This window comes from Synergistaceae bacterium (assembly GCA_017443945.1).
In the GTDB taxonomy this organism is placed as follows: Bacteria; Synergistota; Synergistia; order Synergistales; family Aminobacteriaceae; genus JAFUXM01.
In genome coordinates this window covers 26,166-40,213 of sequence record JAFSXS010000054.1, presented here as the reverse complement: position 1 = coordinate 40,213, position 14,048 = coordinate 26,166, and the positions used below count along the sequence as shown (strand labels likewise).

7 protein-coding genes are annotated in these 14,048 nt (G+C 42.9%); 4 read left to right on the top strand and 3 right to left on the bottom strand.

Features of this window, described 5'->3' with window-relative positions; translation table 11 throughout:
- Positions 1-364 precede the first annotated feature (364 nt).
- Positions 365-1,300, top strand: a complete 936-nt coding sequence (locus IJT21_05740; GenBank protein ID MBQ7577747.1) for a glycosyltransferase — start codon at positions 365-367, stop codon at positions 1,298-1,300.
- A 12-nt stretch (positions 1,301-1,312) separates the two neighbouring features.
- Positions 1,313-4,342, top strand: a complete 3,030-nt coding sequence (locus IJT21_05735; protein ID MBQ7577746.1) for a DEAD/DEAH box helicase — start codon at positions 1,313-1,315, stop codon at positions 4,340-4,342.
- 609 nt (positions 4,343-4,951) lie between these two features.
- Here IJT21_05735 and IJT21_05730 read toward each other — a convergent pair.
- The 3 genes from IJT21_05730 to IJT21_05720 are packed head-to-tail and all read right to left on the bottom strand — an operon-like array spanning position 4,952 to position 9,525.
- On the bottom strand, positions 4,952-6,442 hold the full coding sequence (locus IJT21_05730) for an AMP-binding protein (protein ID MBQ7577745.1): 1,491 nt from the start codon (positions 6,440-6,442) through the stop codon (positions 4,952-4,954).
- Positions 6,439-7,938 (bottom strand): AMP-binding protein, encoded by a 1,500-nt coding sequence (locus IJT21_05725; GenBank protein ID MBQ7577744.1) that lies wholly within the window; start codon positions 7,936-7,938, stop codon positions 6,439-6,441. The genes IJT21_05730 and IJT21_05725 overlap by 4 nt, the downstream gene beginning before the upstream one ends.
- Positions 7,939-9,525: a hypothetical protein gene (locus tag IJT21_05720; protein MBQ7577743.1), complete on the bottom strand. Its 1,587-nt coding sequence runs from the start codon at positions 9,523-9,525 to the stop codon at positions 7,939-7,941. It lies immediately after the preceding gene.
- A 223-nt stretch (positions 9,526-9,748) separates the two neighbouring features.
- On the opposite strand from IJT21_05720, the gene IJT21_05715 reads away from it, so the two are divergent.
- Positions 9,749-9,949, top strand: coding sequence for a hypothetical protein (locus IJT21_05715; protein ID MBQ7577742.1), 201 nt, complete (start codon positions 9,749-9,751; stop codon positions 9,947-9,949).
- A 297-nt stretch (positions 9,950-10,246) separates the two neighbouring features.
- On the top strand, positions 10,247-13,870 hold the full coding sequence (gene nifJ, locus IJT21_05710) for a pyruvate:ferredoxin (flavodoxin) oxidoreductase (GenBank protein ID MBQ7577741.1): 3,624 nt from the start codon (positions 10,247-10,249) through the stop codon (positions 13,868-13,870).
- The last annotated feature ends 178 nt before the right edge of the window (positions 13,871-14,048 follow it).

Sequence of the window (14,048 nt, the reverse complement as noted above, 5' to 3'; positions counted from 1 at the left end):
TTAATTGTCATTATGTGAGAGAAAAATTTTTTGCATAAACGCGACTCCAGACTCAAACCGGGCGGGCGGGTGGGCGGAACCAATTGTAACGCGACTCTAAATCACCTGCTTTGATTGCCATTATGTGAGAGAAAAAATTTCGCAATAACTTAACCGCAGACTCCATCACGAATAAAAAATTTTCCGGCCCTCATAAAGTATAATGAACTTAATAATATAGATGTTACACTCAGTATGCGCAAAAAAATTATAATGCGAGTGTGGGGGGACCCCCAAAGCCCGTCCCCCCTTGCCCCCCCTCCCCGCCCATGATTCGCGCGCATTAAGTGTATCGCCTATAAATAATTAATTGCGAGGCTCTATCATGAACAATAAAAAAATTTCTGTAGTAATGGCTTCTTACAACGGAATAAAATATATTTGTGAACAACTTGACTCAATCAGGACTCAAACTCTTGCGCCCAATGAAGTAATTATCTGCGACGACTGCTCAACTGATGGCACATTTGAATTTTGCCGCGATTACATAACGAAATATAATTTAACCGGCTGGAAAGTTTTTCGCAATGAGACCAATTTAAGGCCTTCTAAAAATTTTCGTGAAGCTCTCTCAAAGTGTACAGGAGATTATATTTTCACGTGCGATCAGGACGATATTTGGATGAATGATAAAATTCAAGTCATGACTCAGGCAATGCAGGCGAATAATAATATAAAGCTCTTGATCTCAAACTATATAGCAATAGACTCAAACAAGCAGCAAATAAAAGTTAATCTCAAGAACGTAAACAGGGACGACGGCGAAATAATACACTTACCGCTAAAAAATTGCTGGCTCGAAAATATCCGGCCTGGCTGTGTTATGGGATTTACGCGCGAGATTCTCGAGAAATTCAAAATTTTTGACATAAGCAATGATCTTCATGATTCTATGTTATGGAATTATGCAGCAGTAACAGACTCACTTTATTTAATTAATAGACAGCTGATATATTTCAGACGGCACGAAAACAACGCTACAGCAGCAATTCACCCGCCTTTAACGATTGAACGAAAAATTATGTTCCTGCGCACTGATTTAGAGACATACAAAAGTTTTGCCGCACATTATAAAGAACTCGGCATTAACGAGACTAATCGCGCATTACTCGAACGCAAAGCAATTTTTATCGAACAGCGAATAAATATGCTCACCCGTAAAAATTTATTTGCTATTATATATTTCGTGATTAAGAATATAAAATTTTATCCGACTTTGAGAAATGCGTTATCAGACATTTACGCTGTAATATTTAAATAAGGAGATTACAACTTGAATAAACGCTCCATTATAAAAAGTTTTTCGCGGCTTCACGGCAATAAAAGTATCTTAGAGCGCGCCGGAATCTCTGCACGTGCCTTTACTTGTCCGAATGAGCCTCACGCAATAGCAGTTTTTCCGGATTTACTTCAAGCAGCAGAATTTTTGAATGACTCTAGGACTCTTCACCCTGAACGAAATTATTTTATGTTGAACGAGCTGCCTTTATCCGCACAAAATACCGGAATCAAAGCATTATTACTCGAACGCGGCGAGACAATTAGACACTGGGTAAAAGATTCGGGGATTCTCATTGCGACTCCTGGTGCGTTAATGTCGGCTTGCCTGCTTGGAAGTGCTGAATTACACATAAATTTATCGCAAAATATTTCGGCCGAAAAAATAAAATCGTGGCTCGAAGTTGCCGGCTACAAACGTTCAAATTTAGTCTGGGCTCCCGGGCAGTATATTCAAAGAGGTTTTATTCTTGATGTGTTCGACCCAGGTTATGCAATGCCGCTGAGACTTGAATTTTTTGATGACGAAATCGAACGAATCGGCGCATTTCACCCCGACACGCAGAAGAGCAGCACGGAATTAATGACTCTTGACTCAATCACTCTGCACGGATTAAATGAGTCTGTGCAAAAATTTCCTGATGATTTATTGCCGCCTGATACATGCATAATTCTTTATGAGCCTGACAAAATCGAGACTCAGTCAGAATCTTTTACATGGCTGTGGCGTGAATTATATTTTGAGTCAGGTGCGGAATATCAAATAAAATTTTGGCCGGAAACTTTTAAGAAATTCGCGAATTTTCCCATCATAAGAATCACATCAAGTCCCGACAAAGCAAATTCAGAGCTCATGACCGAATCTCTTCCCGCGTTTAAGGGCAGCCCTGAATTAATTTTGCATTTGTGCGCCGACCTTCACGACAGAAATTATAAAGTTACAATTTTCTCGAATAATCCCGTGTTTAAGAAATTGCCGTATGAGATTAACGAGTCTTCATTAACTGCAGGATTTGTCGATAATGCATCAAAACGCGCGTTTATTTCTGACAGGGAACTATCCGGAATCAACGCAAATATTTCATTGACTCAATGGCGGGCTCCTAACGAATGGAGCGAAGGCCGATTATCACCGGGGCAGCTTGTAATTCACGACGATTACGGGCGGGGGGTCTTCCGGGGAATCGAAAATATTCGTGCGGCAGGGTCTCCTGTTGACGCGCTTGTGATAGAATTTGCAGATAATCAGCGTTTATTAATTCCCGTCCTGCAGTCATATAAAATTACGGCACTCAACGAACACGAGAACGAAGACACGACTCTTGACAGCCTCAAGGGTAAAGCATGGAAGAATAAATCACAGAAGACTCAAGAGCAGGCAGCAGAAGAAGCTAAAATTTTACTCGAAATCTACGCAAAACGGGAACTCGAACGCAGACCGCCATTTGATTCAGAAAATGAAATGTATGATGAATTTGTGCGCGCATTTCCCTACAATGAAACATCAGACCAGTTAAAGGCAGTAAGCGATATAATGCAGGACTTGTCATCAAATTATCCGATGGATCGATTATTAGTCGGTGATGTAGGATTCGGAAAAACTGAAGTGGCCTTGCGTGCAGCATTTAGAGTCATAAATTCAGGCTTTCAAGTGTGCGTGTTAGTGCCGACAACTATTTTAGCGCAGCAGCATTACTCAACGTTTCAATCGAGATTAAGCGGTTTCCCTGTCAAAGTCGGGCTTGTGTCGCGGTTCGTGAGCTCTAAAGAAGTCAAGCAGGTGTTAAATCTCACGTCAGAGGGCAAAATTGATATATTAATCGGGACTCATAAATTATTGCAGAAGGGCGGAGTCAAATTTAAGCGTTTGGGCCTATTAATAATTGATGAAGAACACAGATTCGGAGTAATGCACAAAGAGGGCTTAAAGCAAAATTACGGTTCTGTTGATATATTGAGTCTCTCGGCGACTCCGATTCCCCGTACGCTTGCTATGTCATTAAGGGGTTTGCGAAGTATTTCTGTGTTGTCTACTCCTCCTGAAGATAGATTGCCGGTTTCTACATTTGCGGGAGTATGGAACGCTTCAATTATACGCAAAGCAATTACTTACGAGCTTAACAGGGGCGGACAGGTTTATTTTCTCTCTAACAAAATTTCACGAATGCCGGATCACGAAAAAATGTTACGCGCTTTCTTCCCTGACTCGCGAATCAAGACAGCTCACGGCCAAATGAACGAGAAAGAATTAGAGTCTACTATGCTTGAATTTTATTCGGGGCAAATTGATATATTAATCGCGACAACAATTATAGAAAGCGGCTTAGATGTCGGACGCGCAAACACGATTATAATCGATAACTCGGCTGAATTAGGACTCGCTCAAATGTACCAGTTAAGGGGCAGAGTCGGACGCAGAGGCGAGAAGGCGTTTGCTTATTTCTTTTACCCTGATAAGAACTCATTGACTCAAGATACGCAGGACAGACTCGACGCAATTTCTACAATGACTGATTTAGGGTCGGGCTACGAGATTGCAAGAAGAGATTTAGACATCAGGGGCGGCGGCCAAGTCGGGGGCACAAAGCAGCACGGAAATATGAAAGCAGGAAATTTCACAGTATTTTACAGAATGCTTGAAGAAGAATTAAACAAGTTACGCGGAGTCAAATTGCCGAAAAAAGTAGAAATAACTTCAGACAGGGGCGGCGGGTTGATTCCGTCATATTATATTCCGCAGGATGATGTGAGAGTTACAATTTATCGCAGACTCGTTAATGTTGTGGGACTTGATGAACTTGATAATTTGCTTGCTGAAATGTTAGACAGGTTCGGAAAAATCCCGGACGAGGCGAATTATTTAGCTGGACTCACTGCAATAAGAAATTTCGGCGGAGAATACGGAATTAACAGCGTTGAAATTAGAAAAAGTGTCGTAAATATTAATTGTTTGACTCGCGAACTTCCTGACAATATCAAGAAATATTTGCGTTTTCTTGGCCGTAACATGAGATATATTAATTAATGCTATAATATTTTTCACGAGGGAGTCCCGGATGAGAAACAGGGCTCATCGTCCAAACGGGGAGCCGCCCTGTAGAGTTGAGGTGAATGCGATGACTGTTAAACGGCCTCGTAAAACCGGAAGACGCAAACAGCGGCAATCGTTCCTCCCCTGGATCGATAAAATCGCCGCTGCCATCTTCTGGGTCGTGAAGACTATTCTACTTCTTGTAGATTGGTTTACCCGTTAAGGGTGTAATTCACGATTTAGTTTTTCTGGGAGTCAGCTAACTCCCTCACCGCTGCTCCTGTTATTTTATCACACAAAATTTTTCTCTGTTATAATATTTTCCACGAGGGAGCCCCAGAGAGTGAGCAGGGACTCTTCGCTGATTGGGGATCCGCCCCTGCAGAAAGGCGGTGCAACGCGATGCCTAAAAAGGGTCGTAAGAACAACGCTAGTAACAAGAAGCAGCGACGTGATTTTCTGTCAGGATTTCACCACTTAATCGCTGCTCTCTTCTATCTTGTGAAACTTGTCCTTTGTTTATTGGATAGGTTCTCCAGATAAAGCTGGCTATTTTTTTAGGGGATGACTAGCTCCCTCATTGTCGCCCCTATTTTATCACAATTAATGCTCTTTTGCGGCCATATCACGTAAGACCCGTCTTAAAATTTTTCCCGTGCCTGATAACGGAAATTCATTCACAAATTCTACAGCTCTCGGAACTTTGAAGTGTGCTAATTTCTCCTTCGCGAATCTTATAATGTCGCGTTTTTGTTCGCTGCTGTCGTCTGCCCCTTCTTCAAGCAAAATATAAGCCTTCGGTATTTGTCCGTTAATATCGTGCGGCATTCCTACAACAACTGCTTGACGTACTGCCGGATGTTCTGCTAAAACTTTTTCGACTTCCTGCGGGTAAACGTTGAAGCCTCCGACAATAATAATATCTGTTACTCTGTCAAGAATATAAACAAAGCCGTCTGAGTCAATTTTTACGTAATCGCCCGTGTTGAAGAATCCTTCAGAGTCAAATCTTTCTGCTGTAATTTCAGGCGCGTGAAAATACCCCGGTGTTACTGAAGCTCCCTTCACCCATAAAACGCCTTCATTATCTGTTGTGTCTTGGCCTTCTCGTGTTCGCAGCTTATAATCGTAGCCGTCAATTACTTGGCCTATGCTGCCCGTTCTTTGTGTGATACAGTCTTTATTCATGCAGATAACCGGCGATGTTTCCGTGAGTCCGTAGCCTTCCATGATGTCGCGCCCTAAAAAATTTATCGCCTGCTTATGTACGTTAGGATTCAATTTGTCGCCGCCTGTGCAGATTATTCTAATTCGTGATAAAGGCTCCGGGGGCATTTTCCCTTTTTCGACGGACATTAACAAAAATGACATTATCGCAGGAACAACATACATTACATCAATTTTTGCTTCTGTTAATGCTCTTATCGTCAATGACGGCGGCAGGAACGACGGAACACAAGCAATTTTCGCGTTAATCAGAAGGGGAAATATTATCGTCAGCGTATAACCGAATGAGTGAAAATTTGGCAGGACGTTCAAAAATGTATCTTTGCCGCTGATTGACTCGACCATTTTATTTGTTGCTATGCAGTTGCTGTATAAATTCTCGTGAGTCAGCGGTACAGCTTTGGGAAGTCCTGTCGTGCCTGAAGTCGAAAACATAACCGCGTAATTTGCCGAGTCAGGTTCGGGAGGCTGAGTCTTTCCAGTTATCTCCGGCAATGTGTCAGCGTTTAAATCACACGTGAAACACGGCCATTTGAGTCCCTCTATGTCATGACCGGAAATTACTGCAAAAGGTTTGATTAATTCAAGAGTGCCGGCTAATGACTCATAACCGGATTTCTCGTTCAATGGGCAGAAAATACCGCCTAATTTCCACACTGCAAGCGATATAGCAGGAATCAACGGCGAATTTCTCAGCATGACTACAAGTCTTTGACCGCGAGAGAATCCAGCACGCTTTAAAACTTTTTCGCAATTATTTACGATATTCAGCAATTCCCCGCGAGTGTGCCAGACTCCGTCAACCCAGTAACAATTTTCAGATTGATTTGACTCAAGATTGGGGATAATTATATCTTCAAGTCTCATTGTTTATCACGTTCTTTCTGACGCAGGACGCGCCTTAAAATTTTTCCCGTCGCAGAAATCGGCAGAGACTCTACAAATTCTACGCTTCGAGGTACTTTATAGTGTGAGAGTCTTTCTTTGCAGAATTTTATTAGCTCGCTCTCAGTTGCATTTACTTCGGGATTGCGAATAATAAACGCTTTCGGGACTTCGCCGCTTATGTCATTAGGCATTCCCACAACAACAGCTGTATTTACTGCCGGATGCTCTGACAAAATCGCCTCTACTTCCTGCGGGTAAACGTTGAAGCCTCCGACGATAATAATATCTGTTACGCGGTCTAAAATTTTTATGTAGCCGTCCGAGTCAATCTGCACGTAATCGCCAGTGTTAAACCAGCCGTCTATGAATCTTTCGCGCGTTACTTCCTCCGCATGATAATAGCATGATGTTACAGAAGGCCCGCGAGTCCATAAGACGCCCTCTCCGGGGATTGTTAATTTTTCGCCTGATTCGCTGCGTAATTGTAATTCAAATCTCGGCAATGCTGGCCCGACAGTACCCAATTTTCGCGACGCTGGAGTCGGATTCACGGCCAAGACCGGCGAACATTCTGTGATTCCGTAACCCTCGATTACTGGGACTCCGAATGCTGCTGTGATTCTGTCGTCAAGTTTTGTGTTGTATCTATCTCCACCGGCGATAACGAGTTTTATTCCGGTTAATTTTTTTCCGGCACGTTCAAGCATTGAGGCAGCAAATCCTAACATAGTAGGCACAAGCAATAAAACAGTAGGCTTTGTGAGCTCAAGAGCTTTTATCACGTTTGAAGGAGGCATAAAATTTGCAACTAAAACTTGAGTCGCTCCTAACACAAACGGGAGAACACTGCAAATTGTGAATCCGAACGCGTGAAAGTTAGGCAGGACATTTAATAAACTGTCTGACTCGTGCAAGTCCGGTACATGTTCAAGACAAGCTACGCAATTATCATAAATATTTTCGTGAGTCAGCGGTACTGCTTTAGGGTCGCCTGTTGTGCCTGATGTCGAGAAAATTACAGCAAGAGTCTTGTCAAAATCGTCTGAAGGCTGAATCTTTCCCGTAAAATTTTCATTGCCTGTTAAATTCTCACTTCCGAGTCTCGCGCAGACCCAGCCGGAATTTTTTAACGAGGACTCTAACTCCGATTTAACGCCTTCTGATAATATAACAGCAAAAGGTTTCAACAGGTCGAGAGTCTTTAATAACGAAATTTCGCCGGTCTTCTCGTTCAACGGACAAAATATCCCGCCGAGCTTCCATGTCGCGTAAATAACAGCAAGAGTCATCGGTGAATTTGGCATTAATACAGCTAATTTCTGGCCGGCCTTAAAACCTGAGTCACGCAGTAAATTCGTAACTTTTTCAGCAAGTGCGCCGAACTCTTTGCGAGTCAGCCATTTATTATTGAACCAGCAGCAAGTTTTGTCGGGATATGAATTTATATATTTGTCCATGCAGCTAGAAAGATTCATTTATTTATTTCTCCTCTCACGCTTTATAAAATATGCACAAAGAATTATAACGCCGCTTACAAATCCTGAATTACAGCCGCCGCTTCCTCCGCCTGAAACATGAACGTTTTGCGCTTCAACGACTCTGACAGTAAAATATATTGTCGTAGCGTCTCCGTCGGGATATGGTCTCGCGGTTAATGCTATGTCAGCACTTCCGATTTCGTCGCCTGCGTAAAGTATTATGCTTGTGTCGTCAGAAATTGTTTCAACGGTAACGATATTTTCTGCGTATGAATGAGCCGTCAAAGTATACGGGTAATCTTCATAAATTGTATTATTCATGTCGACTGATACTAGAGGGGTAATTATTCTATAGTTTTCCTGATAAATTGTAACGTCGCTAATTTGCGCGATTGAAGCTCTTAAACGTTCCCGCCGTTCTTCTGTGCCGACAGTGATTAAAATCGGGTCTGACATTATACCGACTTTCTTGCCGGTTGAGTCCCATCCGTGAGCACGTGCTTTCAAATAAGTGCTGCCTACATTTAGTGCGTGTACATAATTTTGCGAGTCAATGCTTATAATCGAGGAATTGTCAATTTCCCAAGTGATTCCGTAGGGGGGGTACTCTAAAATATTCAATGATGAATCGAACGGCAAAATTTCAAAGCTGACTCTTTCTACAGAATTTATCTGCATGTATGGGTAGCAGTCTATAGAAATTTTTTCGATTGCAACGGGTAAAGACTCACAAGATCCTGCATCAGAATAATTTAATTGCGGTCTTGCTGTGCCGGTCTCGTCAATATTTACGCTGTAATCATTCATAACAAAATCTCTTGCGGGTGATGTACTAGTGAGATTTATAATTTTCACGCCGTTAATAATTTCTATCATGGGTGAACCGTCAGAATTTGTTGCTAGCACGCTGCTTAATGTCTGATCCATTAAATTTGTCGCGTCAAAATTATAATTGCTTGAGCCTATAATATTTTCAGAGCCGGTTATATTTCCTGAGTCAGTCTTGAAAATATCTCCGCTTGTGTTGCCGATAATTATTGACGCAAAAATATTTATTGTCCCGTTTCTGACAGCGAGTCCGCCGCCGTTTTCTGCGATATTTCCCGCGATTGTGCAGTGATATAAATTAGTTGTTCCGTTAGTAGCAGCTATTGCACCGCCGTAGTATTCTGCTTTGTTGTCATAAAATGTGCAGTTAGTGAAATCAACTTTTGAGTCTTGCTCGATCCTGACTGCTCCTCCGTCGCCGGTTGTAATGCTTCCTCCCGTGAAAGTTATGCGGTCAAATGAAATTGTGCTTGATGAGACAGTGAAGAGTCTTGCATTATTTGCCGCTGTGAGATTGACTCCATTTCCGCGAATAATAACGGGCATTATTGCATTAATTGTAAATTCTTGAGTAAGAGTCAAATCTTTCACGGACGAGTCGAACTCGATAATATTTGCTTCTGTAACTGACGGAGAATTTACGCTGTGAATCGCTGACGTAAACGAGTCAATATCTGTAACTGTGAAAGTTTCCGCCCATGATAAAGAACTCATCACGAGCAAAAATATAATTGCCGCAAAAAATTTCTTGTGCATGATTCTGAATCAAACCTCCTGAAAAAAAGTTTATGCTATATTTTAACTGTTGAGTCTGGATTCTGTGAAAGATTCTAAAATTTTTTGTGTAATATTTTGCGTTAATCAGCGAATCATAATAATTTGCTTCTACAAAAAGTTTTAAGCCTGCAATATATTCGTGAAAGATTCAAAAATTTTTTCTGCAAAAATATACGTGAGAAATTTACGCCGCTAATTTTTTATGACTCGTTATAAAGTATTGCGATATGTCATGAAAATAAATATTTCTGTAGTTGTAAATGTAGTTGTAAAAGTTTTATCTTATGTCAAGCAAAAATATTCTGTGTTGATTATTATAGCTAAAGCAAAAGCAAAGTCAAAGGCGAAAAACTTTTTTTGTAGTCTGGGCCGATTGTTCGTTAATGGCTGCTCCCGTTCATGAAAAATTTTCACAAGTCTTTATCCCTCAAATATAACAAGCAAAGTCAAAGGCGAAAACTTTTTTGTAACGGTGCCGATTGTGCGTTAATATGCAAAAGTTTGTCCCGCGTGGCTGAATGTGAACCGGGCCCGCCCACCCACCCAATATAGTGCATCGCGCGTGGGAGAGTTTTAAAAAATTGCGCATACAAAATTTTACGCCGTATCATTTATTTTATTATTCGCTCAATTGTAGTAAAATCTTATCACAAATAATTTTACACACTTTATATATATTCCGAGGAGGGGTTTTTCACTTATGGCAAAACGAAACTGGAAAACTATGGACGGAAACGAAGCAGTAGCACACGTAGCTTATGCATTCTCCGAGATGGCGACAATTTATCCCATTACACCGTCATCACCTATGCCCGAACATATTGACGAATGGGCAGCACACGGCCGCAAAAATATTTTCGGTCATACAGTCAAAGTAACTGAAATGCAGAGTGAAGCAGGAGCAGCAGGAGCTTGTCACGGCGCATTATCAGCAGGAGCACTCGCAAGCACTTATACAGCATCACAGGGATTATTACTCATGATTCCTAATATGTACAAGATCGCAGGCGAATTACTTCCGGGCGTTTTCCACGTAACAGCAAGAGCAATCGCAATGCACGCGCTTTCAATTTTCGGCGATCACAGCGACGTTATGTCAACAAGAATGACAGGTTTCACAATGATAGCCGGCGGTTCAGTTCAGGAAGCTCACGACATGGCAGCAGTCGCACACTTGACAGCAATTAAATCAAGCGTTCCTGTATTGAATTTCTTTGACGGATTCAGAACTTCTCACGAGATTCAGAAAGTTGACGCATTCGATTATGACGACCTCGCAAAATTAGTCGATTATGACGCAATCGCAGCTTTCAGAGACAGAGCTATGCGCCCGGAGAAGCCCTACACAAAGGGAACAGCTCAGAACCCTGATATTTTCTTCCAAGCAAAAGAAGCATCACAGCCATTCGTCGACGCAGTACCCGACATCGTAGCAGGTTACATGAATGACATTTGCGGCATTTGCGGTCGTGAATATCACCCGTTCAACTATTACGGCGCACCCGATGCAGATAGAGTCATTATCGCTATGGGGTCAGTATGTCAGGCAATCGAAGAGACTGTTGACTATCTCAACGCAAGAGGCGAAAAAGTCGGAGTTGTCGAGGTTCATTTATACCGCCCGTTCTCGCCGAAATATTTCTTTAGAGCACTGCCCGCAACCGTTAAAGCAATCGCAGTTCTTGACAGAGTAAAAGAAGTCGGCGCACTCGGAGGCCCGTTATATGAAGATGTCTGCTCACTCTTCGCAGGAAATTGCAGAGCACCTAAAATCGTAGGCGGACGCTATGGACTCGGCTCAAAGGATACAACACCCAGCGATCTCAAAGCATGTTTCGACAACCTTAAATTATTCGAGCCGCGCAATAATTTCACACTTGGAATCATCGACGACGTAAATGACTCTTCATTAATTCCTACAGAGCACATCAACGCTGCTGCAGAGGGTACAGTCTGCTGCAAATTCTGGGGACTCGGTTCAGACGGCACAGTCGGAGCTAACAAGAACAGCATTAAAATTATCGGCGACCACACTGACATGTATGCACAGGGCTATTTTGATTATGACTCGAAAAAGTCCGGCGGTATCACAATGTCGCATTTACGTTTCGGCAAATCCCCGATTAAATCAACATATTTGATCGACAACGCAGATTTTATCGCCTGCCACAAACAGGAATACGTGAATCAATATGATTTACTTCACGGAATGAAAGAGGGCGGAACGTTCTTACTTAATACACAGTGGATGACTCTTGAAGCACTAGAGGAACATTTACCGGCCTCACTCAAGCGCAAACTTGCAAATCTCGGCTGCAAATTCTACATCATTAACGCCGTCGACGAAGCACAGAAGCTCGGACTCGGAAGCAGAACGAACACGATCATGCAGTCAGCATTCTTCAAGCTCGCGAACGTTATTCCGATTGATGACGCTGTAAAATTCATGAAGGAAGCAATTGTTCATTCTTACGGCGCAAAGGGTGAAGACGTTGTACAGAAGAACTATTCAGCAGTTGACGCAGGACTCGCAGGCTTAATCGAAATCAAAGTCCCCGAATCATGGAAGACCGCAGAAGAGAAAGCACACAAGAGACCCGGTCTCCCGTCAGAGATTCCCGAATTTATCAGCTATCAGGTTGACACAATCAACGCTCAGAAGGGTAACACACTACCGGCAAGCGCATTTGTTGACGGTTACGAAGACGGCCATTTCCCGGCAGGCACAAGCAAATACGAGAAACGCGGAGTCGCAGTCAATGTCCCCGAATGGAACGGCGCAAAGTGTATTCAGTGTAACCAGTGTTCAATGGTATGTCCTCACGCAGCAATTAGACCGTTCTTACTTGATGAAGCAGAACAAGCAAGCGCACCTGAAGGATTTAACGCTGTCGACACCAAGCCGAAACCTTCACAGTATAAATACAAAATGCAGGTTGATGTACTTGACTGCTTAGGCTGCGGAAATTGTGCGGACATCTGCCCGGTTAAAGCTCTCGAAATGAAGCCGACCGCAACACAAAGCGCAGAGATTCCTAATTGGACATTCGCATTTGAAGAAGTTGCAGACAAGACCGACGCGGGCGACAAGTTCACGATTAAGGGTTCACAGTTCCAGAGACCTTTATTTGAGTTCAGCGGAGCATGTGCAGGGTGCGGCGAGACTCCTTACGCGAAATTAATCACACAGTTATTTGGCTCAAGAATGATTGTTGCAAATGCTACAGGCTGTTCATCAATTTGGGGAGGTTCTGCGCCTTCAATGCCTTACACAACCGACGCAAACGGACACGGACCGGCATGGGGCAACTCATTATTTGAGGACGCGGCCGAATACGGAATGGGCATGAAATTATCACTTAATGTCATGGTCAACTATTTGACAACTGCTGCAAAGAATTTAATCGCGATGAATGACGTTCCCGAAGAAATGAAAGCTGCTTTACGGGGCTGGCTTGATGTTCACGAGGACGGCGAAGCGAGTGTTGCTGCTGCTGCAAAAATTGATGAGATTCTCGACAAAGTTTGCTGCGGTTGCTGTGAGTGCGGAAAAGCTCTCTGCGATTTCAGCGATGAAGCACAGAAAGAAATTTGCACGCTCATTGAATATCGTGATTATCTCGTGAAAAAATCTGTCTGGATATTCGGCGGAGACGGCTGGGGCTATGACATCGGTTACGGCGGACTCGATCACGTTCTCGGAAGCGGCGAAGATGTAAATGTCCTCGTTCTTGATACAGAAGTCTATTCAAACACGGGCGGACAGTCTTCAAAATCGACTCCTACAGCAGCAATCGCACAATTTGCAGCAAGCGGCAAGAGGACTCGCAAAAAGGATCTCGGACGCATGGCAATGACTTACGGCACTGTTTATGTAGCTCAAGTCGGTATGGGAGCAGACAAGAATCAGTTAATCAAAGCTCTCAAGGAAGCAGAAGCACACAAAGGCCCGTCATTAGTTATCGCCTATGCACCTTGCATTAATCACGGTATCCGCGCAGGAATGGGCAAGACTCAGGAGCGCACAAAACTTGCAGTCGAAAAAGGTTACTGGCATTTATACAGATATAATCCTGATGTAGAGGCCGGCAAGAATCCGTTTACGCTCGACAGTAAAGCTCCGAAGTCATTTGAGAATGAGTCGGAATTTGTCGCGCAGTATAAAGAATTCTTACTCGGTGAAGTCAGATACTCGGCGTTAAAGAGGGGATTCCCTGATATCGCTGACGAATTATTTGACAAGAACGCAGCCGAAGCAAGAGAACGCTACGAGACATACAAAACACTTGCTGAAATCGGTGCACAGCCTGTCGAAGCAAAATAGTAAAGCTGATATAAATAATCAGTAATAAAACGTAGTTCAGAGTCGGGTGTTCGAGTGAATGCCCGATTTTTTTTGTCCTATATAATATTTAGCGTTACAAATTAAATTTATTACCCCCCCCCCCCATAGTTATTTTTACGTAGCTGTGAGGCAAGGGGAGAGAAAGAGGAGATTTTAA

What these genes read in the sequence shown, in the direction of transcription:
- IJT21_05720 (MBQ7577743.1), bottom strand. Translation starts at nt 9,525, where the DNA reads ATGCACAAGAAATTTTTTGCGGCAATTATATTTTTGCTCGTGATGAGT.
- nifJ (MBQ7577741.1), top strand. Translation starts at nt 10,247, where the DNA reads ATGGCAAAACGAAACTGGAAAACTATGGACGGAAACGAAGCAGTAGCA.
- IJT21_05715 (MBQ7577742.1), top strand. Translation starts at nt 9,749, where the DNA reads ATGACTCGTTATAAAGTATTGCGATATGTCATGAAAATAAATATTTCT.
- IJT21_05725 (MBQ7577744.1), bottom strand. Translation starts at nt 7,938, where the DNA reads ATGAATCTTTCTAGCTGCATGGACAAATATATAAATTCATATCCCGAC.
- IJT21_05730 (MBQ7577745.1), bottom strand. Translation starts at nt 6,442, where the DNA reads ATGAGACTTGAAGATATAATTATCCCCAATCTTGAGTCAAATCAATCT.
- IJT21_05740 (MBQ7577747.1), top strand. Translation starts at nt 365, where the DNA reads ATGAACAATAAAAAAATTTCTGTAGTAATGGCTTCTTACAACGGAATA.